Below are 26,523 nucleotides of genomic sequence, written 5' to 3' on the forward strand. Positions count from 1 at the left end.
CATGCGACAGGGTCCTTTCGATCGGGATGGCGGAGCGCGTCTGTCAGAGCGGCTTCGAGCAGCCAACAGCTTACTGCAGCGCGCCGCTTGCCGGGTCGCGCGCGGCGGCCGCGGCCGGTGGTCTCGGGCGCTCGATCTTCTCCACCTGCGGGTCGGCCCAGCTGCCGGTCACGCGGAACTGCTGCGTGGCCGCCGACTGCAGTGGCTGGCGCAGCAGGAACTGCGCGAGAAAACTGCCCAGGCCGACGGCGGGGTTGATGGCGGTGGCGATCAGCGACGCCGTGCCAGTGCCGATTTCAGGCACCACCACCACCTGCAGATCCTGCCGCTCGCGCGCGATGTCGGCGCTGCCCTCCATGAGCACCGCCGCGTTCACACCTTTCATCTGCAGGTTGTTGGTGGACAGCACGCCTTGCTCCAGGCGGGCGTCGCCGCGCACGAAGTCGAACGCGAAACCCTCCGAGAAGACGTCGCGGAAATCGAGCACGAGGCGGCGCGGCAGGGCCTGCAGGCTGAGCACGCCGAGCAGGCGCGCGGCACCGGGATCGGCCTTGAGGAACTGGCCGCGCTCGAAGTCGGCGCGGAGCTGGCCGGAGAGCGTGGCGTAGTCGATCGCCAGGGGTGAGCCGACCCAGCCGATGTTGCCTTCCAGCCGGCCCTTGCCGCCGCGCACCAGGCCCTCGCGCCCAAAGCGCGTGAGCAATTGCCCCGAGTCGTCGATGTCGAGGCGGAAGTTCAGCGCGGTGCGGCGCTGCGGGGCCGAGCCGCCACCGGTCTGCGCGCCCAGCGGGGCCCAGTTGCCGGTGGCGCTCAGGCGCGCCTCGGGAACGCCCACACGCAGCCGGTTCAGACGCCACTCGCTACCACGCAGTGGCCCGGCCCGGTTGATCGCCTCCACCTCGACCCGCCCGAGCTGGCGACCGGCCAACATGAAATCGTCCACTGCGATGTCCAGCGCGGGCACGCTGGTCGGCTGCTGCAACAGCTGCTCGACCTCCGACGCCGCCGAGGGTTCCAGCCGCAGGCGCGCCAGCCGCGCGTACACGCTGCCAGCCCCTTCCTGCCGCACCTCCACATAGCCGTTGAGTTCGTCGGCATCGACGTTGGCGCGCCACCGCGCACCCTCGCGCGATCCGCCCAGCACCACGCGGTGGAAGCTGCGCCCGCCGATGCCGAGCCGGTCCGCGCGCAGCGCCACCGAGGTCGGCAGGTAGGCCAGGCTGGCATCGGGATCGCCGGTGGCCGGGCCGACGCGGGGCAGCGGCACGGCGCGCGCGGTGGCGCTGGTGCGCACGTCCTCGCCGGTGGCGCTGAGGAAAACCCGTTTCCAGGCATCGACATCCACCTGGCCAAGCCGCACGTTGGCCACGACGCCCTCAGCAGGCAGCGGCGCGGGTTCGGCGCCTTCCAGTCCCACGGCGATGGCACCGCGCAGCACGCGCGGCCCGGCACCGGAGAGATCGCGCTCGTACAGCAGGGACATCACGGGTGCGAGCGCGGAGCCGAGCTGGAAGGCGAGCCGGTCGGTGCGCGCGCGGTCGCCGTCCACGCTGAGCACCGTGTTCTCGAAGCGCAGCGGCAGGCTGGCCTCGGCCGGCTTGTTCAGCGGCTCGGGCAGGCTCAACGCCATGCCTTGCAGGCTGCTGGCGATCTGCAGCTCGGGCTGGCCGCCGCGAAAGCCCAGGTGGGCGGTATAGGCCGCGCTGCCACTGGCGTTGTGGAACAGGCGGGAGGCAAAGCCCAACCCGGCGTCGCGCAGAGCCTCGGCGCTGGCGACACCCTGGCCACGGAACTGCAGCCGCGCCGCGCCCTGCGCGTCCGGCCTGAGTCCCCCTTCGAAACGCAGCTCGCCGCCGTACACCCGAGCCTGCGCGGCGCGCACCGAAAAGCCGCTCTCGCTGAACGCCAGCGTGCCGCTGGCGCGACCGAGCAGGGGCGTGTCGGGGCTGATCTGCAGGTCGTTGCCCGGGAACTTCACACTGCCGTTGACTTGGGTCGAGCGGGCATCGTCCAGAGGCACCTGCAGCCCGAACGCGAGTTCGGCGTTGCCGCCGATGCGCGCGCGCGCCAGCGCCTCGCCGGTCATGGTGTTGAGCGGCGAGCGCTGCACGAAACCCAGCACCTCGCTGGCCGGACCCCGGGCGCGCGCGCCCACCACCAAGAGGGCTTCGCGCCCGACGTGCTCCACATCCACCGCGCCCTGGTCCAGGCGCACGCCGGGCGCGTGGGCCACGCCGCCTTCCAGCCGGCTGAGCTTGAGCGAGCTGCGGTCGAGCACGAGTTCGCCATTCACGCCTCGCAGCCCCGGCCAGTTGGCGGCGCCCGGATCCTGCAGAAAGGCAGGCAGATAGTCGAAATCCAGCTGCTGCAGCGGCGCGGCAATGCGGAACTCGCCCTGCTCGCCAGGCTTGTCGAACGGCACGTGGTCGACCAACCCCTGCACGCGGAAGCTGACCTGGCGGGAATGACCGCCGCGCACCGCCTCGCGCACATAACGCCTCGCCTCGGCGTTGACGGTCAGGGGCAGATAACGGTGCACCCGCGTGGCGTCTGCGCGGGTGAGGGTGGCGGTGAGGTCGAGCACCCCGGGAAAGCGCGATGCCGTGGAACCCGGCGCCACGTCGCTGGTGTGCCAGCGCACCTGCGCCGTGCCCTCGGCGTCGGCATTGGCCAGGCGCACATCGTCCAGCTGCGCCTCGATGCGTTCGCCCTGTATGCGCCAGGAGGCGTTGGCCTGCAGGCTTTGCAAGGGCACGCTCGGCTCCTCGAATACATCGGGCAGTTCGATCGAACCGTCGATAACGCTGATGCGCGCACGGCCGCCGTCGCGGTTGAGGTCGAATTCGACTTCGGCGCCGCGGATGCCGGGCCGCCCCGGCAGGGGAAAGCGGCCCGACTCCGACATGCGGCCGCTGTGCTCGCCGGCCAGCGCCAGACCAGTGACGCGGCCCCGCGCTTGGTACACGTCCAGGCCGCTCTGCCAGAGCGCCGAGAGGCCCTCCACGCGCCCCTCGGGCTGCAACTGCGCCAGCCGATGGTGCAGCTCATCGGGCAACGGCAGGTGACGGGCCAGCGCGGCCAGCGCGCCCAGCTCCAGACGCTGCGCGCTCAGGGACGTGCTGGCTCGCCGACTGCCGCGACCTGTGGTGTGCTGCAGGCCCAGCTGCCCCCCTGGCCAGGCGACCCCGTCGCGGGTGCGAAAGCGCAGGTCGTCGGTGGACAGGCTGAAGCCTTCGTCCGACCACTGCGCCACCAGACGCCCCTGCAATTCGTCCACCACCAGTGCCGGCAGTTGCGGGCCCAGCTGCGTATCCACGTCCCGCAGCGCCAGGTCGGCGGTGACACCGGTCAGCTCGCCGTTGACGACGTCGGCCCACGCGCGCAGGGCGCCCTGGCCCGCGCGCACATCCACGCCCCAGGGCGAGAGGTCGACGTAGGCGCGCAGGCGCGCCACGTCCACGTGCGAGAAACTGGCGTGGAGCTCGCCACCCCAGCGCTGCCAGGGCAGTTCGCCGGGCGCGCGGCGCCCCAGATCGATCAGCGGTTCGCGCAGGCGCCCGACCAGGCTCAGGCGCTCGCCCCACTCGGGCGGCGGCGTGGCGTCGAGCCGGAACTGGTGCGTCAACGCGGTGTTGCGCGCCACGAAGTCCAGATCGCCCAGCGCCAGCGCAGGCTGAGCCCGCAGGTCGTCGGTCCAGCGCACCGTGCCGCGCTGGATGGCGAACTCGCCCACGGAGAAAAACCAGTCCGCGCCGGTGTCATGCGCCCCGCCTGGCCCGCTCAGATCGATGCCCGCCACCTCGATGCGCCCCTGGGCGGTGCGCCGCACGTCCAGCACCGGGCGCTCGATCACCACCTGCTCGAAGCTGCCCTGCCAGAGCGAACGCACCGAGACGGCGGTGCGCACCAGCGGCAGGTGCAGGGCCACCTGGCCCCGCGCGTCGAAGAGCTGCACGTCGCGCAGCTCGATCGTCGGCATGAAGTCCGGCAGCATGCGCTGGCCGCCGACGGTCTTGTCGGCGCGGAGTTCGCCCACCCGAACGGGTGTTCCGACTGCCTTGCTCGCCCACTGTTCCAGCTCGGGGCGCCATTCGCCGATTCGGGGCACAATCCACGCATTGAGCACGGCCCAGCTCAGCACGAACAGGCCCCAGGCCAGGAACACGAGCCACAAGCAAAGCCGGGCTGCCACCGCGAGTGGCTTGAGGGTTCGCCAGGCGGGGGCGATGGGAGCCGGGCTTTGATTCATGTCCACTGCAAATTATGACGGCCACCCACTTCACAGGTTCCGCGGCGGAACATTCCGTCTTGTCATCAAATGTGAACCCTTGCCCGCCACTGGGTGAGGCCGACCGTCAGGCCGATCATTCGCGTTTCGTTCAGCGCGTGCGCCGCCGCTATCAGGCCGAACTGGCATGCCTGCCCCCCGGCGAACCCGTGCTGGCCAGCATGCAGACGGGCCTGGAGCGGCTGCGCGAGCGCGGCCTGGCCATGCCCGCCGCGCTGCGCGTGCTGCGACAGCTGGTGCTCGAGCGACTGGTGGTGCTGGATTGCGAACAGGGCGCTCCACTGGCGGTGGTGACACGCGCCGTGACCGAGCTGGCCGAGCTGGCGCTGGATGCGGCCTGCGCACTGGCCTTCGCCGACCTGGACGAACTGCATGGTGCGCCACAGCGCGTGAACAGCAAGGGGCAGTTGCAGCGCGCGCAGCTCTGGGTCATCGGCATGGGCAAGCTGGGCGCGCGCGAGCTCAACGTGTCGAGCGACATCGACCTGATCTACGTCTACGACCAGGACGGTGAAACGGCGGGCAATGCACAGGGGCGCAACCGCATCAGCAACCACGAGTACTTTGGCAAGGCGGTCAAGCACATCTATGGCACGGTGGGCGAGACCACCGAGCATGGCAACGTGTTCCGCGTCGACCTCGCTCTGCGGCCGAACGGCAACTCTGGTCCGAGCGCGGTCTCCGTGGGCGCGCTGGAAGAGTATTTCCTCGTGCAGGGCCGGGAGTGGGAACGTTTTGCCTGGCTCAAGAGCCGTGTCATCGCCCCCACCGCCTGCGTGAAGGACCGCAGCGCCAGCGCGCTGCGCGGCACGGTGCTGCCTTTCGTGTTCCGGCGCTACCTCGACTACGGCGTGTTTGAAGCGCTGCGCACGCTGCACCGGCAGATTCGCGATCACGCGTCCAAGCGCGCCGCGGGCAACCCGGGCCGCTCGAACGATGTGAAGCTCTCGCGCGGCGGCATTCGCGAGATCGAATTCACCGTGCAGCTGCTGCAGGTGGTGCGCGGTGGTCAGTTTCCGGAGTTGCGCACGCGGCCCACGCTGGATGCGCTGCAGCGCCTGTGCAGGGCGGGGCTGATGCCCCAGAACACCGCCACTTCACTCGCGCAGGCCTATGAATTCCTGCGCCGGGTGGAGCACCGCATCCAGTACCTGGACGACCAGCAGACCCATGTCATGCCCACGCAGGACGACGACCTGGCCTGGCTCGCCGCCACGCTGGGCATGCCCGATGTGTGCGCCTTCCTGCACACGCTGGACATGCACCGGGAACTGGTGGCCCAGGAGTTCGACACCCTGCTGGGCGGCCCCACCAACGGCGCATGCAACGGCAAGAAGGGCTGCAGCGGCAAAGGCCCAGGATCCGGCGGGCGCAGCGCAGTCGACGACCTGCAGGGCGCGCTGGAACAACTGCCCGCGGCCTTCGCGGCCAAGGTCGCGCAGTGGTGCGAGGACCCACGCGTGCTGGCCCTGCGCGAGGACACGCGCTTGCGCCTCGTTCGGCTGGTGCAGCGCACCGGCGCCTGGCTCGATACCGGCCGGGTGAACGAGCAAGCGGCCCTGCGCATGGCCGACTGGCTTGAAAAGCTGCTGCGCCGGGAGAGTTATCTGGCCCTGCTGCAGGAACGCCCCTCTGTGCACGAGCGCCTGCTGCGCCTGCTGGGGGCGGCGAAGTGGCCCGCCCGCTACCTGCTGCAGCACCCTGGCGTGATCGATGAACTGGCCAGCCAGCAACTGCTCACGGACCGCTTCGACGCCGCGCAGTTCGAGGCCGAACTCGAAGCGCGCCGCGCCGCGCTGCAGTCCACCGGCGAGGACGACGAGGAGGAACTGCTCAACCTGCTGCGCCGCGCGCACCATGCCGAGGTGTTCCGCACACTGGCGCGCGACGTGGAGAAGGTGCTCACGGTCGAGCAGGTGGCCGACGATCTCTCGGCGCTGGCCGACTCGGTGCTGCGCACCACGGCGCGCTGGTGCTGGGCGCGGCTGAAAAACCGCCACCGCGACGAACCCTGCTTCGCCATCATTGGCTACGGCAAGCTGGGCGGCAAGGAGCTGGGCTATGGCAGCGATCTGGACATCGTCTTCGTCTACGAGGACGAACACGAGAACGCCCCGGAAGTTTACGCCGCCTTCGTGCGCAAGATGATCAACTGGCTCACCGTCAAGACCGGCGAGGGCGACCTGTTCGAGATCGACACCGCGCTGCGGCCCAACGGCAACTCGGGCCTGCTGGTCACCAGCTTCACCGCGTACACCAACTACCAGCAGCAACGCGGCAGCAACACGGCATGGACCTGGGAGCACCAGGCCATGACGCGCGCGCGATTCGTGCTGGGCGGCGTTTCACTGGCGGGCCGTTTTGACGCCGTGCGCGAGGCCGTCATCACGGCCGAGCGAGATGGCGCATCCCTGGCTGCCGAGATCGTGTCGATGCGAGGCAAGGTGCGGGCTGCGCACCCGGTGCGTGGCACGGCATTCGACGTCAAGCACAGCCCGGGGGGCATGGTGGACGTGGAGTTTGCCGTGCAGTACCTGGTGTTGCTGCATTCGCGCACGCACCCCGAATTGCGCGCCAACACCGGCAACATCAACCTGCTGCGCCGCGCCGAGGCCGCCGGCCTGCTCGCGCCCGGCATAGGCGAGGCGGCGGCGCACGCCTACCGCGAACTGCGGCAGATCCAGCACCGCGCGCGGCTGGACGAGACGCCCACGCAGGTCGACGCTGCCCTCGTCGCCGACTCGTCTGCGGCGGTGCTCGCGCTATGGCAACACGTGCTGGGTCACGCGACGGCCTCGGCCGCTTGAGCGGAGGCGCCACCTCCACCTACGGCGGGCTGTTGCTGGGCCTGGTTGTGGCCTGGCGCCTCAGGCCGCCGAAGGCGCGACCACCGCGAGCGACTTGCGGAACCGGTTGAGTTCCTGCACGCTCTTGAAGCTCTGCTCCATGAGCAGGCTCATGTTGTGCAGGATGCGTTCAACCACCCGCGTTTCCCACACCGCATCGAAGTTGATCTGCTTGTCCAGCCAGTGCTCGAGCCACTCGGGGTTGGGCAGGCGGCTCTGGATCGTGTCCTTGGGGAACAGGTCCTTGTTCACGTGCAGGTTGGTCGGGTGCAGGGCCTGTGCGGTGCGCCGTGCGCTGGCCATGAGCACGCCGACCTTGGCAAAAGCCGAGCGCGCCTCGTCGCCGAACTTGCCGATGGCACGCTTCATGTAGCGCAGGTAGGCGCCGCCGTGGCGGGCTTCGTCCTGACTGAGCGTGCTGTAAATCTTCTTGATCACCGGCTCGGTGTGCCACTCGCTGGCGCGCCGGTACCAGTGGTTCAGCCGGATCTCGCCGCAGAAATGCAGCATCAGCGTCTCCAGCGGCGGTGCCGGGTCGAACTCGAAGCGGATGTCGTGCAGTTCCGCCTCGGTGGGCACCAGTTCGGGACGGAAGCGGCGCAGGTATTCCATCAGCACCAGGGAGTGTTTCTGCTCTTCGAAGAACCAGATCGACATGAAAGCGGAAAAGTCGGAGTCGTCCCGGTTGTCGCGCAGGAACATCTCGGTCGCAGGCAATGCGGCCCACTCGGTGATCGCGTTCATCTTGATGGTTTGTGCCTGCTCTTCCGTCAGGGCTGACGCGTCAAACGTGTCCCAGGGGATGTCCTTGTCCATGTCCCAGCGCACGGATTCGAGTTGTTTGAAGAGTTCGGGATACAGCATGGTGGTCTTTCGTAACGCGGACATTCTATGCGGCGGGGGTGTCGGCCATGGGGCAACGCCCGATGCACAAAGCGGGATTGAATCCGCCGCGGAGGCGCCTGCGTAACACATGGCAAGGGCGAAAGTCGCCATGGAACCGTCCCGGCGCGCGCCCGACACGCCCAAAAACCTTCTATATCGCATGGTCATTGCAAAGTTTATATCGACTGTTTTGCGACTGATCAGTCACAATAAGACCAAGTAGTAATTTGACATCCCCCATGCACACGCCTACACACCCCACCCACCACGGTTTGAGGACCACGCGGCGGAACTTTTCGCCGACGCCCGGCCTCGTAGCCTGCAGGTGGGCACGTGTGCCGACCAACGGTTTCCGTTTTGCACTGCGAAGCCTTTCGGGTTCGTGTGACCCGGCTGCAATCCCGAGGCGCTTCTCCTCCTCCTCCCTCCCTCCCTTGTTCGTCTGGGGGCGCTTCGCAGTCTTTTGTATTGGCCGATCCGGTCGCCGCACCCCAGGGTGCGCGGCCCGCCGGCCCTGAGGTCCGCGCATGTACATGGACCTCCCCACCCAAGCCCTGCGAACATCCGCGCGACCCGCACGGGTGGCCATCGTCGGCTCCGGCATTGCCGGGCTGGCCGCAGCCCACACCCTGCAGGGCCTGGCCAGCGTCACCCTGTACGAAGCCGGCCAGTACTTCGGTGGCCATACCCACACGGTCGACCTGACCCTGCCCGACGCACAGGGCCTGCCCACGACCTTTGGCGTGGACACGGGTTTCCTGGTGCTCAATGAGCGCACCTACCCCAATCTGCTGGCGCTGTTGGGCGCGCTCGACGTGCCGATCGCGAAGTCGGACATGTCGTTTTCCGTGCAGGTCCCCGGCGCCGGCCCAGGCGGGGGTGACCTCGAATGGAGCGGCAGCGACCTCGCGAGCGTGTTCGCGCAGCGCCGCAACCTGGCGAACCCGCGCTTCCTGCGCATGCTGGCCGACATCGTGCGCTTCAACCGCATCGCCACCCGCCTGGCCGAACGGGGCGAAGACCTGCGACCCGACAGCCCGCTGCTGCAGCCGCTGGGTGACTTCCTGCGCGCGCACCGCTTCTCGGACGCATTCCGCGACTGGTACTTCCTGCCCATGATGGGCTGCATCTGGAGTTGCCCGACCGACCAGATGCTGGCCTTCCCTGTGGCCACCATGGTGCGCTTCTGTCACAACCATGGGCTGATCCAGGTCGCGAACCGTCCACAGTGGTTCACGGTGCCCGGTGGGGCGCGCCAGTACGTGCAGAAAATCGTCGAGCGCGTGGCCGACGCACGACTGGCGACGCCGGTCCTCCAGGTGTTGCGTGACGAACAGGGCGTGCGCGTGGTCACACAGGACCGTGTCGAGCGCTTCGACGCCATCGTGCTCGCCTGCCACAGCAATCAGGCGCTGCGCCTGCTCGGCGCCGAGGCGTCGGCCAATGAACACGAGGTGCTGGGCGCCATCCGCTACCAGCCCAACCGCGCCGTGCTGCACACCGACGCCTCGGTCCTGCCGGAGAACCCACGTGCCTGGGCGGCCTGGAACTACGAGCGGGCAGCCACTGCCGACGCGGAGTCGACCAGCGTCTGCCTGCATTACCTGATCAACCGCCTGCAGCCTCTGCCCGTGCAGCAACCGGTGCTGGTGTCGCTCAATCCCCAGCGCGAGATCGTGCCCACGCAGGTGGTCGGTGAATACGCCTACGAGCACCCGGTGTTCGACCTGGCCGCGATCCACGCGCAGGGTCGCCTGCCCACCCTGCAAGGGCAGCGCCACACCTGGTTCGCCGGGGCATGGGCGGGCTACGGCTTTCACGAGGACGGACTCAAGTCAGGCCTGCAAGCAGGGCGCGCGCTGATCGACGCGCTGGGCCTGACGCCGCAGACTGGCAGGGGCGAGACCCTGCGCGCAGCCTTGCCCGGGGTGTTTGCATGACGGTCGCCGCGACGTCGACCGCGTTGCTCGGCTTCGGTCAGGTGCGCCACACGCGCCACCGCCCGCAACGCAACGCCTTTGCCTACCCCACCTACTTCCTCATGCTGCCCATGCGCAGCCTTCGCGCGCACGGGCAGGACGCGCTGGCGCGCAACCGGCGCGCCGCGCTGAGCTTTCACGACGCGGACCACGGCGACGGACGCGCCGACAGCCTGGAATGGCTTGAGACTGTGCTGCACCAGAACGGCATTCACGATGCGCTGGGCGAGGTCTGGCTGCACACTTACCCGCGTGTGTTCGGCTACGCCTTCAAGCCGGTGAGCTTCTGGTACTGCCACCGCGCAGACGGCTCGCTGCGCGCGGTGCTCGCCGAAGTCAACAACACCTTCGGCGAACGCCACTGCTACCTGCTGGACGCGCCGCGCTATGGCCAGCCCTGCGAAGCAGACAAGGTGTTTCACGTCTCGCCGTTCTGCCCGGTGCGCGGCCGCTACCGCTTCGTCTTCATGCGCACCGACGGCCCCAGCCCGCGCACGGTCGCGCGCATCGACTACTTCGACGACGCGCAGTCAGAACAGGCGCTGCTCAACACCAGCGTCAGTGGTGAGCTTCTGCCCCTGAATGCCCGCACGCTGCGCCGCGCGCTGTGGACCTACCCGGCCATGACCCTGGGTGTGATCGCACGCATCCACTGGCAAGCCCTGCGCCTGTGGCTCAAGCAGGCACCCTTCTTCCGCCAGCCGCCCGCGCCCGCCGAATTCGTATCCGCCCCTGTCACACCCTCCCCGACCAGCTCGCCATGAACAGCACCACAGCTCCCCACGGCCCCGCCGGCTTTCAGCTGCCACGCAACGCACCTGCAGCCGCTCGCACCACGTTGCAGCTGCTGCAACGCCTGGTGCACGGCAGCCTCACGCTGCAACTGCCCGATGGTTCGGTGCAGCGCCTGGGCTGCGTCGACGGCCCGCACGCGAGCATGAAGCTGCACAACTGGAACGTGTGCGGGGCGACGCTGAAATCGGGCGACATCGGATTTGCCGAAAGCTACATCGCCGGCGACTGGAGCACGCCCAACCTGCCAGCGCTGCTCTCGCTGCTGGTGGCCAACCGCCGCGAGGTGGAGGACATGGTCTATGGCTCGTGGCTGGGGCGCCTGGCCTACCGCGTGCGGCACCTGCTCAACCGCAACTCCCGCGCCAACAGCCGCAAGAACATCCACGCGCATTACGACCTGGGCAACGCGTTCTACGGCTTGTGGCTTGACGAAACCATGAACTACTCGTCGGCCTGGTTCGAGCACCCCGAACAGCCCATGGTGTCTGCCCAGCACGCCAAGGTGCGCCGCGCGCTGGAAATGGCCGGCGTGCGCCCAGGTGACCGCGTGCTGGAAATCGGCTGCGGCTGGGGTGCGCTGGCGGAGAAGGTGACCACCGAGTTCGACGCCAGCGTGGTCGGCGTGACGCTGTCGACCGAGCAGCTGGATTTCGCGCAGCAACGCATGCGCCGCATCGATCGCCAGGACCGTGCCGACCTGCGCCTGCAGGACTACCGCGACATCCAGGACGCGCCGTTCGACGCCATTTGCTCGATCGAGATGGTCGAGGCGGTGGGCCGCGAGTACTGGCCCACCTACTTCCAGACCGTCTCGCGCCTGCTCAAGCCGGGCGGCCGCGCCTGCATCCAGAGCATCGTCATCGACGACGACCATTTCGAGCGCTACATCCAGGGCACGGATTTCATCCAGCAGTACATCTTCCCGGGCGGCTGCCTGCCCTGTCCGCGCGAGTTTCGGGCGCAGGCCGCGCAGGCCGGGCTGGAGATGGTGGACGAATTTGCCTTCGGCCGCGACTACGCGCGCACGCTGGCGATCTGGCGCGAGCACTTCCTGCAGCAAAAGGAACGCGTGGTGCAGCTCGGCTTCGACCAGCGCTTCCTGCGCATCTGGGAGTTCTATCTCGCCTACTGCGAGGCGGCCTTCGAACAGGGCAACGTGGACGTGGTGCAGTACACGCTGCGCAAGCCCGCCTGAGGTCACCCTATGCATCGCGCTCCGCTGTTGTCCCTGTTGCTGGCCTGTGCCGCCGCGATGTTGCCGGCAACGGCAGTGCGAGCGAGCACACCCGAGCCCACGCTGGCTTTGGCATTGCAGGGCCAGAAACCTCTGAGCACGGCGCGCCTGCGCTACTGGGGTTTCGATGTCTACGACGCCCGCCTGTTCGTGGAGCCGGGCTTTGACGCGCAGCGCTACGAGGCGCAGCGCTTCGGCCTGGAGCTGAGCTACCTGCGCGAGCTCAAGGGCGCCGACATCGCCGAGCGCTCCATCGACGAAATGAATGACCTGGCGCCCATCGAGCCCGGGCAGGCGCGGCGCTGGCTCGAGGCCATGGGCGCGCTGTTCCCGGACGTACAGCGCGGCGACCGCATCACCGGCGTGCACGTGCCGGGCAGCGGCGCGCGCTTCTACCTCAATGGCCGGCTGCTGGGCGAGGTGGCCGACGAGGCCTTCTCGCGCCAGTTCTTCGGCATCTGGCTCTCTCCGAAGACCTCGCAGCCGCGCCTGCGCGAGGCCATGCTGCAAGCCCCGGTCAGCTCGCCGCGAGCGCCATGAACACCGCCACAGCCGACCGGCCCGAACCGGCCGCCCGCTTTATCGGTCCCGGCGCATGGCGTGAAGGCCTGCGCTACGGCCTGCTCGGCCTGCCGCTGGCCTTTGTGGCGCTGCCGCTGTACGTGATCCTGCCCAACCACTACGCCAGGGCCTTCGGCGCGCCACTGGCGCTGCTTGGCGCCGTGCTGCTGGCGGCACGTCTCGTGGACGCGGTGCTCGACCCCTGGATCGGCCGCTGGTGCGACCGCCTGTTCGCGCGCTCGGTGCACGCCGTGCTGAGCGCCACCGGCAGCGCGGCCGCGGTACTCGCGCTGGGCCTGTGGGGTCTGCTGTTTCCGCCGACCGCGGTGCAGGAGGCGGGTGTGGCCGCGCTGCTTGTCTGGATGGGCCTGCTGCTGGCGGTCAGCTACACCGCGTTCAGTGTGGTCTCGGTGGCCCACCAGTCCTGGGGGGCACGCCTGGGCGGCACCGAGGTGCAGCGCAGCCGCGTGGTGGCCTGGCGCGAGGGCCTGGCGCTGCTGGGCGTGCTGATCGCCGCTGTGTTGCCCGGCACGCTGGGCCTGGGCGCCACGGCCTGGGCGTTTGCCGTGCTGCTCTTCATCGGGTGGTGGGCCTGGGGCCGCAGCGCGCGGCCCGCCGGGCAGGGCGGCCCGGCTGCGGTGATTGGCGTGCGTTCGTCGCCGCTGCGCCAGCCGGCCTTCCTGCGCCTGCTGGCGGTGTTCGTGCTCAATGGCACCGCCAGCGCCGTGCCGGCCACACTGGTGCTGTTCTTCGTTCAGGATCGCTTGCAGGCACCCCCGGCGATCGAGCCCGCGTTCCTCGCCACGTATTTCCTGTGTGCGGCGCTGTCCATGCCGCTGTGGGTGCGGCTGGTGCCCCGGCTCGGGCTGGCGCGCACCTGGCTCGCGGGCATGGGCCTGTCGGTGGCGGTGTTCGTCTGGGCCGCCACGCTGGGCACGGGCGACGTGTGGCCCTTCCTCGTGGTGTGCGCGCTCTCCGGCGTCGCCCTGGGCACGGACCTGAGCCTGCCCGGCGCGATGCTCGCGGGGCTGATCGGTCAACTGGGCGCGCGCGGCCAGCGCGAGGGGGCGTACTTCGGCTGGTGGAACTTCGCCACCAAGCTCAACCTGGCGCTGGCCGCCGGGCTGGCGCTGCCGCTGCTTGCGCTGTTCGGCTACGTGCCCGGCGCACGCGACCCGGCCGCGCTGCAGACACTCACCGTCGCCTACTGCCTGCTGCCGTGCGTGCTCAAGTTGCTCGCGGCCGCGGCGCTGCAGACGCTGGTCATCCGCCCGGCGCAGCGCGCTGCCCCGCTGGCCCCCACCCACTGAAAGACTCCCATGCGAAGACGCCTTCTGCTTACCGCCGGCATCGCCTCGGCCGCCACGCTCGCCGGCTGCGCAGGTCCTCGGATTGCACAGTACGCCGCCGAGAAGCCGGTGCTGGATCTGCGCAGCTACTTCAACGGCACGCTGGACGCGTATGGTGTGTTCACCGACCGTTCGGGCGCGGTCGTGAAGCGCTTCACCGTGGTGATGCGTTGCAGCTGGAACGGCAACGACGGCGTGCTGGACGAGGACTTCGTCTACTCGGACGGCACACGGCAAAAGCGCATCTGGCGCATGAAGTACCTGGGCAACGGACAGTTCAGCGGCACCGCCGACGATGTCGTGGGCGAGGCGCGCGGCGAGCAGCAGGGCAACGCCTTCCGCTGGGGCTACACCTTGCGGCTGCCCGTCGATGGCAGGACCTGGGACGTGCAGTTCGACGACTGGATGTACCTGATGGACGAGCGCGTGATGCTCAACAAGGCGGAAATGAGCAAGTTCGGCATCCGGCTGGGCGAGGTCACGCTGTCGTTCGTGAAGCGCGCGCCATGAACCCCACGCCACGCGCCTTCGTCGACGCGCCTGTCGAGACTCCCCAGGCCACAGCGCGCGGCTTTTCGCTGCTGCGGCCGATGAACCCGCCCATCACCGACTGGCGCGGCCTGCGGGTCTGGCTGGTCGGCGCCTCCAGCGGTATCGGCGAAGCGACGGCATCGGCCCTGCACGCGCGCGGCGCGCAGGTGCTGGTGTCGGCGCGCAAGGCCGAGGCGCTGCACGCTTTCGTGGCAGCGCATCCGCCGCGCCACGGTGTGGCGGCGCAGGCGTGGCCGCTGGACGTGACCGACGCAGATGCCGTGGCGCGCGCAGCGCGCGAGATACTGACCCAGGGGCCGCTTGATGCGGTCATCTACTGCGCAGGCCACTACCGCGAAATGCGCGCCAACGACATGGACCTGGATGAGCTGCAGCGCCACCTCGACATCAACTACACCGGGGCCCTGCGGGTGCTGCACGCCGTACTGCCCGCGATGACCGCGCGCGGATGTGGACACATCAGCCTCATCAGCAGCGTGGCGGGCTTTCGCGGACTGCCCAAGAGCCTGGCGTACGGCCCGACCAAGGCGGCGCTCACCCACCTGGGCGAGACCCTGTACCTCGACCTGCATCCGCTCGGCCTGGGTGTGAGCGTGGTGCACCCCGGATTCGTGCAGACGCCACTGACCGCGCGCAATGGTTTCACCATGCCCGCGCTGATCACACCGCCGCAGGCGGCCGCCGCGATGATCGTTGGCTGGGCGCGCGGTGCTTTCGACATTCACTACCCCAAGCGTTTCACCCGGTGGATGAAACTGCTGCGCCTGCTGCCTTACCGCGCTTACTTTCCGGCCGTACGCCGCTTCACCGGGCTATAACCTGTCCATGCCAGCCCCGGACCACCGCCCCGCCATCGACCGCCTCTGCGCATGGTTCGAGGCGCTCTCGCCGCCGTCGCTCGCCCAGGTGGGCGACTTCTACACGGCAGATGCGCGCTTCAAGGATCCGTTCAACGAGGTGTGGGGCCTCCCGGCGATCACCCGCATCTTCGAGCACATGTTCCGCAACCTGCACGAGCCGCGCTTTGTAGTGACCCAGCGCATCGTCGACGGCGCGCAGTGCTTTCTGGTGTGGGAATTCCACTTCCGCTTCCGGCGCTTCGACAGCACCACCGAGCAGGTGATCCACGGTGGATCGCACCTGCAACTGGCCGCGGACGGCCGCGTCAACGACCACTGCGACTACTGGGACGCGGCCGGGGAGCTGTATGAGAAGCTGCCGGTGCTGGGCCGGCTGATGCGCTGGCTCAAAAGGCGAGCGAACACTTGAGCGCACCCGTCAGGCATGCGTGCCTCTCCCAAGGATGCCGCGGAACGGACTCTGCCAGGCCTGCGGCGCGGGGGGTCATGCCGGCTTCGTGTCGACGAAGCTCTGGCGCTGGTTGAGCTTCTCGGCCAGGCGCGCCAGGTTGGGGTACTGCGTGCGCCAGTCGATCACCGGGAAGCGGAAGTCCAGGTAGCCCAGCGCGCAGCCCACCGCCACGTCGGACAGGCTGAAATGGATGCCCGAGCAGAACGGCTTCTCGCCCAGGCCCTGGCTTATCGACTTGAGGCTGGCGTCGACCTTGAGCAACTGGCGGTCGATCCATGCCTTGCAGCGCTCCGGGTCGGTGCGGCCGGGCCAGGTGGCTTCGAGGCGCGCGAGGATCGCCGCGTCGAGCACCCCGTCGGCCAGGGCCTCCCAGGTCTTGACCTCGGCGCGCTCGCGGCCCGAAGTCGGGATCAGCTTGCCCACCGGCGAGAGCGTGTCGAGGTACTCCACGATCACGCGCGAATCGAACATGGCTTCGGCGCCGTCCATTACCAGGCAGGGCACCTTGCCCAGCGGGTTGGAGGTCATGATCTGCGTGTCGGCCGACCACACGTCTTCCAGAACAAGCTGGTAGTCCAGTTTCTTCTCGGCCATGACGACGCGCACTTTTCGCACGTAGGGGCTGGTGATGGCGCCGATGAGTTTCATGGGGATGTCTGGGCGGTTGGGAGTGGAACACGATTCTAGCCAGCCCGGTGGCGTGTCCCGGCCGCTGCCCGCAGCATGGAACACCGCGGCCGGCAAAGGCGCCTCCTACAATCGCGGGATGCGCCCGACCACTTCTTCTCCCACCACTTCGTCCCACGCCTTGTCCTCCGCACCCAGCACCATCTCGGCCCTCTCGCCGCTCGACGGGCGCTATGCCGCCCGCCTTGCCAGCTTGCGCCCCTTCATGAGCGAACAGGGCTACATGCACCGCCGCGTGCAGGTCGAGATCGCCTGGTTCATTGCGCTCTCCGACGCCGGTTTCGCCGAGTTCAAGCCGCTCTCGCCCGGCGCGCGCACCTACCTCATGGGCCTGGTGAAGAACTTCAGCGAAGCCGACGGCCAGGCGATCAAGGACATCGAGAAGGTAACCAACCACGACGTGAAGGCCGTGGAGTACTGGATCAAGTCGCGCTTCGAGGCGCGCCCGGAACTGGAGAAGGCGGCCGAGTTCGTGCACTTCGCCTGCACCAGCGAGGACATCAACAACACCAGCCACGCCCTGCAGCTCAAGGGCGGACGCGACGCGGTGCTGCTGCCTGCGCTGGACGCCGTCATTGCCACGCTGCGCGAGATGGCGCACGCCTACGCCACCGTGCCCATGCTCAGCCGCACACACGGCCAGACCGCCAGCCCGACCACCGTGGGCAAGGAGATTGCCAACGTGGTGGTGCGCCTGGGCGCCGCGCGAGAGAAGATCGCCGGTGTGAAGCTCATGGGCAAGATGAACGGCGCTGTGGGCAACTACAACGCCCACCTGAGCGCCTGGCCCGAGTTCGACTGGGAGGCGTTCAGCCGCAATGTGATCGAACAGCCCGAGCCGCTCGGCCTGGGCCTGACGTTCCAGCCCTACAGCATCCAGATCGAGCCGCACGACTACATGGCCGAGCTGTTCGACGCGGTCGCACGCGCCAACACCATCCTGATTGACCTCTCGCGCGACATCTGGGGCTACGTGAGCCTGGGCTACTTCAAGCAGCGCCTCAAGGCCGGGGAGATCGGCTCCTCGACCATGCCGCACAAGGTCAACCCGATCGACTTCGAGAACGCCGAGGGCAACCTGGGTCTGGCCAATGCGCTGCTGCGCCATCTCTCCGAGAAGCTGCCGATCAGCCGCTGGCAGCGCGACCTCACGGACTCCACCGTGCTGCGCAACATGGGCGTGGCGCTGGGATACGCCGTGCTGGCCTACCACTCGCTGGGCGTCGGTCTGGGCAAGCTCGAACTCAACGAAGAGGCGATTGCCGAGGACCTGAACGCGTCATGGGAAGTGCTGGCCGAACCGATCCAGACGGTGATGCGCCGCTATGGCGTCTCCGGCGCCTACGAGAAACTCAAGGAAGTCACGCGCGGCAAGACCGTCACGGCCGAAGCCCTGCACGAACTCATCCGCAGCCTGGAGATTCCGCAGGCCGAGAAGGACCGCCTGCTGGCGATGACGCCGGGCAGCTACGTGGGCAAGGCCACGGAGCTCGCCAGAAGGGTGTGAGCGCCGCGCCACGCGCGAGCCTCAATCCTTGCCGGCGGGCACCTCTTCAAGCGCACGCTCGGCATAACGGTTGAAGCGCCACGCATCACCCTCGATGGTGATGCGCCGCCAGCTCGCGCGCTTCTCGCCCGGGCTCATCTCGGTCCAGCGCTGGACTTCATCGAACGTGCGGCCACAGCCCTTGCAGACTTCGTCGCCCTGGCTGGTCGAGCAGATGGCGATGCAGGGCGTGTCCGGCGTGGTCTCGTACCAGTGCATCCAGGCCGCCCGTGCCGCGGCCGGCAGCGTGGTCTCGTCTGCCTCGGTCTCGTGGTACCAGACCATCAGCGCATACACCTCGGCCAGCGCACGCGTTTCCCTGCACAAAGACACGCCATCCGGCGAGGGTGAGCGCTCACGCCAGTAGTTGATTGCGGCTTCGATGTCGGTGATGTGAATGCCGGCCATGGGGTGTGCATGATAGCCAGTCCAGCCGCGCCCCGAGGCGTGCCGCCGGCGGGCTCTGCCCCCCGATCTTGTGGGAACTGCGTACCGGCGAGGCAGGCTGCGGCCGGTGGGCGCCGGTACAATCGCGGGTCTCGAAGGGGAGTAGCTCTCCGCTCCGGTGCAGGCAGGCCCACACCCGCGCGCGCCGGACATTCGGTCTGTCGTCAATACGAAGCCACCGCTTCCGGCAGCCCGGGCCCGGCCATCCCATCGCCAGGCCGAGCCAGACCTTTGATGGGCCTTCCTGGGGCCGATCAAGGCATGTCCTTTCCCTTCGCCAGCGCAGGCGCGTCGTTGCGGGCAGACAGGACAGCGCCTTCCGGTCGCCACAGGGGGTCGATCACGAGAAGGTCGGGCGGACGCCATCGAGCATGCCTCGCGTCTGGCCCTTTTGGACAGTACACAACGAGGAATTTATGGATTTCCTGACATCGCCTGCGTTCTGGGTGGCCCTGGGACAGATCATCATCATCGACATCCTGCTCGGTGGCGACAACGCGGTCGTGATCGCGCTGGCCTGCCGCAAGCTGCCGCCCGCGCAGCGCACCAAGGGCATCATCTGGGGGACAGCCGGCGCGATCGTCCTGCGCGTCATCCTGATCGCCTTCGCCATGACGCTGCTGATGGTTCCCTTCATCAAGCTCGTGGGCGCGCTGCTGCTGGTGTGGATCGGCGTGAAGCTGCTGGCCCCGGATGATGAAGCGCATGGTGACATTCAGGGCAGCGACAAGCTGCTGGCCGCGATCAAGACCATCATCGTGGCCGATCTGGTCATGAGCGTGGACAACGTCATTGCCATCGCTGGCGCCGCTCAGAACGCGGGCGAGCACTCCTTCCTGCTCGTGGTGCTGGGCCTGCTGATCTCCATCCCCATCATCGTCTGGGGCAGCACCATGGTCATCAAGCTGATGGCGCGCTTCCCCCTGATCATCACCCTGGGCGGCATGCTGCTGGGTTGGATCGCCGGTGGCATGCTGGTGACCGACCCGGCCTTCGTCAACCCTGACAAGTGGCTGTGGATGCCCAAGCTGGGCACGGTGGACGAAAAGGGCATTGCGGTCATCTCCGACACCCTGTACTGGACGGCCCACGTGGCCGGCGCGTTGCTGGTGCTGGCCCTGGGCAAGTGGATCGCGTCGCGCCGCCCGCCGGTGGCGCACGAGGCCTGACCGGGTCTTTTCCCTTTCGCCTCATCGGGGGCGGCGTCCGCAAGGGCGTCGCCCTTTTTCATGGCGGTGTATGCTGCCCGCCATGAAACTCATCCTGACCTGGCTGCTGGCTGCCTGCGCGCTTCTGGTGGTCGCCTACATCTATCCCGGCGTGCAGGTGCAAAGCTTCACCTCGGCATTGATCGCGGCAGCGGTCATCGGCTTGTTCAACGCGGTGTTGCGCCCGGTGCTGGTGCTGCTCACCCTGCCGGTCACCATCGTCACGCTGGGCCTGTTCCTGTTCGTCATCAACGCACTGCTGTTCTGGGCCGCCGCCGGCGTGCTCGACGGCTTCCACGTCAACGGCTTCCTGGCCGCCCTGCTGGGCTCGCTGATCTACTCGGTGCTGATGCTCGTGGTCAACTCAGCCCTGCGATCGGTGCTCACTCGCTGAATCTGGCGCCTGGTCAGCGCCGGCTTTCCTCTTCACGCAACGACTCGCGCAGCAGCGCCTCCACCTCGCGCCGGCGGCTGTCCACGATGGCCAGCTCCATGGCGTCGGCGCTGCGCTGGGCCACGGGCAGTGCCTGGGCCACCTTGAAGCGCTCGACAGCGCCCGAAAAATCCAGATGGGCGGCACGCGATTCGGCCTCGGCGCGGATCGCACGCAGCGCGTGCCCCTGTGCGGTGTAGGCGCGCGAGAGCACCTGCCAGGCCACGGCATCCCGCGGCTGCAACGCCACCCAGGCCTGCAGCCGCGACACCGCGCGTTGCGGCTGGCCGGTGGCCAGCGCGGCCTGCGCGCCCAGCAGCGCACTGGCGCGTGAGGTACCCGCCAGCATCTGGTCGCGCAGTTCTGCCAGCCGGGCCGACTGGGGTGCGCTCAAGGTCACCCCCGGTGCCAGCAGCACCTCAAGCTGCAAGGCATCCACTGTGGGACGGGCCTCGGGTGCGGCCACACCGCGCAAGCGCTCGGCGAGTTCCAGCGCCAGGTCACGCTGCCCCAGCCGCAGGGCCGACAGCGCCGCCGCGTAGCGGTCCCCCGGTGATGCGTTGGCCGACCGGCCATTGTCCAACCAGGCACGCTGGCGATCAGGGCTGTTCTCGGCCAGCACGCGCGCGCGCGCTGCCATCAACACGTGCACAGCGCGCGACGGCATGGCCAGGCCCGCCACAGCCGGAGCCCCGTTGCGGTCATTCGCACCCGGCAGATCCAGGCGCAAGCCGCCGGCACCGCTCATCTGGTTGGCGCTGGCGGGCGCAGTGGCGCTCACGGAGCCGGCGGCGGCGGCGGCGCCGGGCGCAGCCACGGGGCCTTGCGGCAGCCGCGCGCGCATGTCGGCCATGCGATCGCCCGTCAGCGGGTGGCTGCGCAGGTACGGAAATGCGCCATCGTCGTAGCGCGACGCCTGCTGCATCTTGTCGAACATGCTCACAAAGCCGTGGCCGTCGAAGCCGGCGCCCGTGAGCACGCCAAAGCCCACGCGATCCGCCTCTCGCTCCATGTCGCGAGAGAAATTGAGTTGCGCCTGAGCGGCCACCGCCGAACTGCCGACGATGGCGGCGCTGCCGGCCTGGGAGTTCGAGCCTGCCGCCAGCGCGCCCAGAATCATGGCGCCCATCAACCACGGTGCCATGCGGTCCTGCTGCGTCATCATGCGCGCGATGTGGCGCTGCGACACGTGGCTGAGTTCGTGCGCCATCACCGAGGCCAGCTCCTCCGGCCGCTCGGTGATCGCGAGCAAGCCGAGGTTCACACCGAGATACCCTCCTGGCAAGGCGAAGGCATTGACGCGCTTGTCACGCGAGACCACGAGCTCCCAGGCCAGCCGCTCGGCCAGCTCGGGCGGCACATCGCCCCGGTCGCGCGCCGCGCCCAACAGGGGTTGCCACAGGGCCTGCAGGTAGTCGCCGAGTACCGGGTCGTCCAGGTAATCTGGATCCCGATAGATGTCGCGCGCAATGCGGTCGCCCAGACGCCGCTCGGCCGCAATCGACATGTCCTGGCCATCTCCCAGACTGGGCAGGGCGGACGGCGAGTTGGCCTGGGCAAACGATGCTGGTGAAGGCGGAAACAGCAGGGACACCACCAGCAGGGATGTCAGGGGAAGTGAACGCATCCCCGTATGATGCCGCCAAGCCCCACCGGTTCTGTAAAACCGCCGAAACAAGTCCCCATGACCGATACAAACCCTTCCTCCCCGCTGACCCATTTCGATGCCCAGGGCCAGGCGCACATGGTGGACGTGGCGGCCAAGGCCAGCACCCACCGGGTGGCGGTCGCCGAGGGGCGCATCACCATGCTGCCGGCCACGCTGGCACTGATCCAGGCCGGTACAGCCAAGAAAGGCGACGTGCTCGGCATCGCCCGCATCGCCGGCATCCAGGCCGCCAAAAAAACCAGCGACCTCATCCCCCTGTGCCACCCGATCGCCCTGACGCGCGTGGCGGTGGAGTTCGCGGTTGAAGCCGACACCCACAGCGTGCTGTGCCGCGCGACGGCCGAATGCACCGGCCAGACCGGCGTGGAAATGGAAGCCCTGTCGGCGGTGTCGGTGGCACTGCTCACGGTCTACGACATGTGCAAGGCCGTGGACCGGGGGATGGTGATAGGCGGGGTGCGGTTGGTGGAGAAGCGGGGGGGGAAAAGTGGGGAGTTTGTGGCGGGGTCGTAAGTGATTGATTTCACTAGGGATTTTCTGTCGGAACCGTCTCCCTTGCCCGCTAGCCGCTTGCTGTCGCTACAACCCGTGAAGAGCTAAAAGCCTCGCAAAACTCGTTCTTGTCCAACGCCTGTCCAAGTGAGAGGCGCAATGGCATCGATTCGACAACGGTCCGGCACGTGGCAAGCACGCGTGATCCGCGAGGGTTTTCCGGCAGAGGTGAAGAGCTTCGCAACCCGAAGCGAGGCTCAGAAATGGGCAAGGCATATCGAGAGCGCGATGGATGGCGGCGGCTACAGGTCTGGTAGCGGCGCAGACCGAATGCTCCTTGGCGATGCACTTGATCGTTATTCGAGCCAAGTCTCCCCGTCTAAGCGTGGACATCTTGACGAACTGATCAGGGTCAATGCGCTCAAGCGAACCAAGATGGCGGGCTACAGCATGGCGAATCTTTCGCCTGCCGTAGTTGCGGCGTTTCGCGACGAACGGCTGAGGACCGTCGGAGCTGGCGCAGTGATCCGTGACCTGTCATTGCTTTCGAGCGTCATCAACCATGCTCGCAGGGAGTGGGGCGTCACGACTGAAAACCCATGCCAACTCGTAAAGAAGCCGCCCGCTCCATCTGGTCGGACACGCGTGCTCTCCGCCGAGGAGGAAAGCCGACTGCTTACAAGCCTAGCCCCTGTAGGCCGGCGCAATCCCGAATTGCTGCCACTCGTGCAACTTGCCCTCCACACAGCGATGCGGCGGGGCGAACTGCTCGGACTGCGTTGGGAACACATCGATCTACACGTACAGACCGCCTACCTGCCGACCTCCAAAAACGGCCAACCTCGTACCGTGCCGCTGTCCAGCGCTGCGGTTGCGGTCCTTCTGCAAATGCCGACCAATGGAAGCGAGCGCGTCTTCTCCATTTCAGCGCACGCACTGGCGGCTGCATTCAAGAGAGCTACGGGTAGAGCAGGCCTTGCAGAGTTTCGCTTCCACGATCTCCGGCACACAGCGACTAGCCGCATGGCAGACAAGTTGCCGAATGTTATTGAGCTAGCGGCAGTGACCGGGCATCAAAGCCTTCAAATGCTTAAGAGGTACTACCACCCTAGTGCTGTGGCACTGGCAAAGAAACTCGGGTAGACGCAAACCCGAGTTTCTATACGGTACCTATACTACAGAAAAGGTCGCACTTTGCTGCAGCGCAACGCTGTGAGGGGGCGGCCTTTCCTGTATTCGTGCTGGGTATTCTTGCTCAGCTTTCAAGCACAAAACGTGCTCTCGCGCCACTTGCTCCACGCCCGAATCGGCGGCGTAGAGCGAACGCACCGCCCTTAGTAAACCGCATGTCCGCCCGGGCAGGCGGAGCCGTGGGCGTCTACAAAAATTCACATGAAAACGAACTCATCCCAGACCGCGCCTGCTCCACGTTGGTACGGCAATGCCACCAGTGCATACACGCCGCTTAACACGCTGCGACTACCTCGCGTCGGCGGCATCAACGACCTTGCCGCGATAAAAACCGGCGTCGTCGGCGTGATCCTGCAGGACGGCTCAATGGCTCTCGTTGACGAAGAGGACTACCTTCTGCTGCAGCAACGAGGCTGGTCTGCTCGTTGGACACAACGCAAGGTCACTGGAGATAACAGCTATCCCAGCATCAACCATGGCGACAAAATCAGGTCGCTTTGCCGAATCATTCTGAACGCCCAAGTGGGCGAGACGATCCGCTATCGAAATGGTGACAGGAACGATCTCACACGAAGGAACTTGATTCTCAAGGCCAAGGGCGGCAAGGCGATCGATTTCGGCAGTCGCTCCTGCCCACAGGCTCCGATCCTTTCACTGAAGGAGCGAGGGCGCAAGATCGCGGCTGTGATTGCAGCGGTTGGCTCAGCCTCGGCTAACGATCGCATCGCAGCAGGCAAGTTGGCGATTGACGCGTCGTTCTCGCGCTTGAAAAGGCACCAAGCAACTGAACTGGGGCGACGCGCGTGAAGCGCGATTTCGGCCCTGGTGTGCTGCTTTCCACGACGGCTCACGAGATGCTACTTGGCTTGCTTCGCAAACATGGGAACCACGTAAGTCCACAACACTCGCTTGCCTTGGAGCAACTACTAGACGGGCTCACAAAGCAAGGTCTTGGGACCAGCCCCGGACGACGGGCCTATGCTCTCCCTTGCGGCTCGGGGAAAACTCTAAGCGTGGTGGCTTGGGTCGCTGCCCAATATCAACTCGGATTGGGTCTGTCCATCGCAGTTTCAGCACAGCAGATTGAATCACTCTGCTTGATCAAATCTGGGTTGATTGATGCGGGTGTTCCTGAGGGCCAAATCGGCATACGTCACGCCGCCAGCTCAGGTGTCCGTTGGCCGGATACGGGCGACGATGATCGCCTGATCATGTTGGGCTCTCACGCCCGAATCCAAGGGAAGCTGGAGATGCCAGCGTTTTGTCGCTATCAGGGTGCCCCGCGCGATCTACTGATCTGGGATGAGAGTCTCATATCCTCCGACAGCAGCACCCACCGCGTTCAGGATGCGAAGACTTCGTTGGGGCATTTTTGCGTCGATGGAAGCCGACCGCTGCTGCTCTCAGTTCTTCAACGCCTTCGAAACAAAGTTGACGAAGAACAAGCGATACAGCGTGCAGGCGGTGAAGCATCGGTCTTCACATTGCTAAGTGATGAGGAGAGTGATGCCGCCCTTGTCGAACTTGGGCAGCCCTACTGCACGGGCGTAGGCTGGGCAGCGCTTCGCGAAGCACGGGCGGTACTGCGCCAGCTGAAACATCCGATGAGCGTTCTGGACGTTGGTGCTGGCAGTACCGGACTGGTTTTAATGCGATGCAGGATCGTTGTTGATCCGGAGCTGGTGAACATCGCGGTTTTAGACGCGTCCTACGTTGTCAGCGAGCTGTGCAAAGCTGACCCGACGATTCGCGATGCGACTACCACGGCAATGCTTGAATATAAGGACTACTCCAATGTGCTCGTGAAGCAGACAACCGCTGCTAGCGGACGTTGGCAGTTCAGTCGAAAGGCAGAGGCGACGCTCGCGCTAACTGCTGCAGTGCAGAGCATCAAAAGCATCCCCGAAAGCGAAACTGTCCTTGTAGTGACCTACATGGCTAAAGATGGCATTGACCTTATACGCGACCTCAAAAACGCGCTGCGAATTGAGGGCATTGATCATGATGCGTCGCTGCAATGCGGTAGGCCGCGCATCAGCTTCACTTCTTGGGGCAAGCACACGACAGACAACTCCTTCTCAGACTCCCGGCATGTCGTTGCACTTGGCGTTCTGCGCCAGTCCTCTGCTGCAGTCGCTGCCTCCATGGCGGGTCAACGAGACGATGCCTCATTTCGAATGACGCCGAGCCGCCTTTCAGATGTAGAGCTTTCGCTACTTGCGAGCAACATCATGCAAGCAATGAGTCGAGGCTGCTGCCGCCGAGTGGATGCGGAGGGCAAGGCTTTGCCGATGACTCTCCACTTGATCACGAAAGAGCAGGGTCTCGAAGCATTGCTTACAAAGGCCATGTGCGGCCTTATGTGGCAAACGATTGGCGCAAGCACGCCGACTAGGACAGAGGATGCCGCTCAGCGAATAAAGGCATTCATGACTGCGGTTCCCAGCAACGTGCACAAGGTCAGCAAGCGCAGTGTCTTTGGGTCGCTAGGAATTCGACTTGCTTCTGCCGCCAAGGCGGAGGCCATGATGCAGGCAATGGTGCTTCTGGCTATTGAGGGGTCTCGCGTGCCGCTTCATCGCTGGCGCGTTGAAGGTCAATCGCTGGTCCGGAGGGAAGTTGAGTAAACGCTTCGGTAGCCCCAGTAGTTCTTTTTGGAGCCAGCGAAGCGTCTCCGGCAGGGAGGGGCTGCAATTTGAGCGAAGTGATGGGGGTGGCCGCATAGCACTCGAATCATCCTTCGCTCTTCGCACGGCCGCAACGCTTGCCCCCGGATCTTTCTTTTTTTTTGGCAGCAGTTCCGCTCTTATCCCTTCATCCGCTGAATAAGTTCGTCCATTCGCCGTTGCCGATCTTGGCTCGTCTCTTCGCTCTTGGGAATGTTTTCTGAGGACGGTTCAGTGGCTGAACGCATGACTTCAGACTGTTGATTTCCACCCAGAAGTGACCCAGTAAGTCAGGGGATTTCCATCCAGAACTGACCCACGTACTAACCCTAACCTGCTGCTTTTGTGTGCAGCAGGAGATGAGGAGTGATAGACGTGGCAACA

General features: G+C 66.7%; 21 protein-coding genes. 16 read left to right on the top strand and 5 right to left on the bottom strand.

Going from position 1 to position 26,523, the window contains the following annotated elements; translation table 11 throughout:
* Positions 1-70: 70 nt before the first annotated feature.
* Positions 71-4,249, bottom strand: a complete 4,179-nt coding sequence (locus AB7P10_RS16080) for a YhdP family protein (RefSeq protein WP_428294860.1) — start codon at positions 4,247-4,249, stop codon at positions 71-73.
* A 14-nt stretch (positions 4,250-4,263) separates the two neighbouring features.
* Here AB7P10_RS16080 and glnE point away from each other — a divergent pair, with 14 nt between their 5' ends.
* The gene (gene glnE, locus AB7P10_RS16085; protein WP_428294861.1) at positions 4,264-7,095 is read left to right on the top strand and encodes a bifunctional [glutamate--ammonia ligase]-adenylyl-L-tyrosine phosphorylase/[glutamate--ammonia-ligase] adenylyltransferase; all 2,832 of its coding nucleotides are present in this window, start codon (positions 4,264-4,266) and stop codon (positions 7,093-7,095) included.
* Positions 7,096-7,155: 60 nt separating this feature from the next.
* Here the strand turns inward: glnE and AB7P10_RS16090 are convergent, their stop codons facing one another.
* Positions 7,156-7,998: a ferritin-like domain-containing protein gene (locus tag AB7P10_RS16090; protein ID WP_428294879.1), complete on the bottom strand. Its 843-nt coding sequence runs from the start codon at positions 7,996-7,998 to the stop codon at positions 7,156-7,158.
* A gap of 554 nt (positions 7,999-8,552) precedes the next feature.
* Here AB7P10_RS16090 and AB7P10_RS16095 point away from each other — a divergent pair.
* From AB7P10_RS16095 to AB7P10_RS16130, 8 genes are all read left to right on the top strand, one after another.
* On the top strand, positions 8,553-9,959 hold the full coding sequence (locus AB7P10_RS16095) for an NAD(P)/FAD-dependent oxidoreductase (protein ID WP_428294862.1): 1,407 nt from the start codon (positions 8,553-8,555) through the stop codon (positions 9,957-9,959).
* Positions 9,956-10,762 carry a DUF1365 domain-containing protein gene (locus AB7P10_RS16100; protein ID WP_428294863.1) on the top strand — a complete coding sequence of 269 codons (807 nt, stop codon included), beginning with the start codon at positions 9,956-9,958 and terminating at the stop codon, positions 10,760-10,762. The genes AB7P10_RS16095 and AB7P10_RS16100 overlap by 4 nt, the downstream gene beginning before the upstream one ends.
* Positions 10,759-11,988 carry a class I SAM-dependent methyltransferase gene (locus AB7P10_RS16105; RefSeq protein ID WP_428294864.1) on the top strand — a complete coding sequence of 410 codons (1,230 nt, stop codon included), beginning with the start codon at positions 10,759-10,761 and terminating at the stop codon, positions 11,986-11,988. The genes AB7P10_RS16100 and AB7P10_RS16105 overlap by 4 nt, the downstream gene beginning before the upstream one ends.
* Positions 11,989-11,997: 9 nt before the next feature.
* A complete protein-coding gene (locus AB7P10_RS16110; RefSeq protein WP_428294865.1) occupies positions 11,998-12,567 on the top strand; it encodes a chalcone isomerase family protein in 570 nt (189 codons plus the stop codon).
* Entirely contained in the window at positions 12,564-13,898 is a 1,335-nt protein-coding gene (locus AB7P10_RS16115) for an MFS transporter (RefSeq protein WP_428294866.1), read from the top strand. The genes AB7P10_RS16110 and AB7P10_RS16115 overlap by 4 nt, the downstream gene beginning before the upstream one ends.
* A gap of 9 nt (positions 13,899-13,907) precedes the next feature.
* Positions 13,908-14,447 (top strand): DUF3833 domain-containing protein, encoded by a 540-nt coding sequence (locus AB7P10_RS16120; protein ID WP_428294867.1) that lies wholly within the window; start codon positions 13,908-13,910, stop codon positions 14,445-14,447.
* 80 nt (positions 14,448-14,527) lie between these two features.
* The gene (locus AB7P10_RS16125) at positions 14,528-15,307 is read left to right on the top strand and encodes an SDR family NAD(P)-dependent oxidoreductase (RefSeq protein ID WP_428294880.1); all 780 of its coding nucleotides are present in this window, start codon (positions 14,528-14,530) and stop codon (positions 15,305-15,307) included.
* 7 nt (positions 15,308-15,314) lie between these two features.
* Positions 15,315-15,758 carry a nuclear transport factor 2 family protein gene (locus AB7P10_RS16130; protein ID WP_428294868.1) on the top strand — a complete coding sequence of 148 codons (444 nt, stop codon included), beginning with the start codon at positions 15,315-15,317 and terminating at the stop codon, positions 15,756-15,758.
* A 75-nt stretch (positions 15,759-15,833) separates the two neighbouring features.
* On the opposite strand, the gene AB7P10_RS16135 is transcribed toward AB7P10_RS16130, so the two are convergent.
* Positions 15,834-16,448 carry a glutathione S-transferase family protein gene (locus tag AB7P10_RS16135; RefSeq protein ID WP_428294869.1) on the bottom strand — a complete coding sequence of 205 codons (615 nt, stop codon included), beginning with the start codon at positions 16,446-16,448 and terminating at the stop codon, positions 15,834-15,836.
* A 118-nt stretch (positions 16,449-16,566) separates the two neighbouring features.
* Here AB7P10_RS16135 and purB point away from each other — a divergent pair, with 118 nt between their 5' ends.
* Positions 16,567-17,994, top strand: coding sequence for an adenylosuccinate lyase (purB, locus tag AB7P10_RS16140; RefSeq protein WP_428294870.1), 1,428 nt, complete (start codon positions 16,567-16,569; stop codon positions 17,992-17,994).
* A 21-nt stretch (positions 17,995-18,015) separates the two neighbouring features.
* Here the strand turns inward: purB and AB7P10_RS16145 are convergent, their stop codons facing one another.
* Positions 18,016-18,441, bottom strand: coding sequence for a DUF3717 domain-containing protein (locus AB7P10_RS16145; RefSeq protein ID WP_428294871.1), 426 nt, complete (start codon positions 18,439-18,441; stop codon positions 18,016-18,018).
* 455 nt (positions 18,442-18,896) lie between these two features.
* Between AB7P10_RS16145 and AB7P10_RS16150 the strand changes: the two genes are divergently transcribed.
* A complete protein-coding gene (locus tag AB7P10_RS16150; protein WP_428294872.1) occupies positions 18,897-19,649 on the top strand; it encodes a TerC family protein in 753 nt (250 codons plus the stop codon).
* Between the two features lie 82 nt (positions 19,650-19,731).
* Positions 19,732-20,082, top strand: coding sequence for a phage holin family protein (locus AB7P10_RS16155; RefSeq protein ID WP_428294873.1), 351 nt, complete (start codon positions 19,732-19,734; stop codon positions 20,080-20,082).
* Between the two features lie 13 nt (positions 20,083-20,095).
* Here AB7P10_RS16155 and AB7P10_RS16160 read toward each other — a convergent pair whose 3' ends face one another.
* A complete protein-coding gene (locus tag AB7P10_RS16160) occupies positions 20,096-21,748 on the bottom strand; it encodes a M48 family metalloprotease (protein ID WP_428294874.1) in 1,653 nt (550 codons plus the stop codon).
* A gap of 57 nt (positions 21,749-21,805) precedes the next feature.
* Between AB7P10_RS16160 and moaC the strand changes: the two genes are divergently transcribed.
* The 4 genes from moaC to AB7P10_RS16180 all read left to right on the top strand — a co-directional run bounded on the left by moaC (position 21,806) and on the right by AB7P10_RS16180 (position 26,100).
* Positions 21,806-22,303, top strand: coding sequence for a cyclic pyranopterin monophosphate synthase MoaC (gene moaC, locus AB7P10_RS16165; RefSeq protein ID WP_428294875.1), 498 nt, complete (start codon positions 21,806-21,808; stop codon positions 22,301-22,303).
* A 138-nt stretch (positions 22,304-22,441) separates the two neighbouring features.
* Positions 22,442-23,425 (top strand): site-specific integrase, encoded by a 984-nt coding sequence (locus AB7P10_RS16170; protein WP_428294876.1) that lies wholly within the window; start codon positions 22,442-22,444, stop codon positions 23,423-23,425.
* Between the two features lie 249 nt (positions 23,426-23,674).
* A complete protein-coding gene (locus AB7P10_RS16175) occupies positions 23,675-24,280 on the top strand; it encodes a hypothetical protein (protein WP_428294877.1) in 606 nt (201 codons plus the stop codon).
* Positions 24,277-26,100, top strand: coding sequence for a hypothetical protein (locus AB7P10_RS16180; RefSeq protein WP_428294878.1), 1,824 nt, complete (start codon positions 24,277-24,279; stop codon positions 26,098-26,100). Before AB7P10_RS16175 ends, AB7P10_RS16180 begins: the two co-directional genes overlap by 4 nt.
* Positions 26,101-26,523 lie beyond the last annotated feature (423 nt).

Origin of the sequence: Hydrogenophaga sp. (genome assembly GCF_050182545.1) — a bacterium.
In the GTDB taxonomy this organism is placed as follows: domain Bacteria; phylum Pseudomonadota; class Gammaproteobacteria; order Burkholderiales; family Burkholderiaceae_C; genus Hydrogenophaga.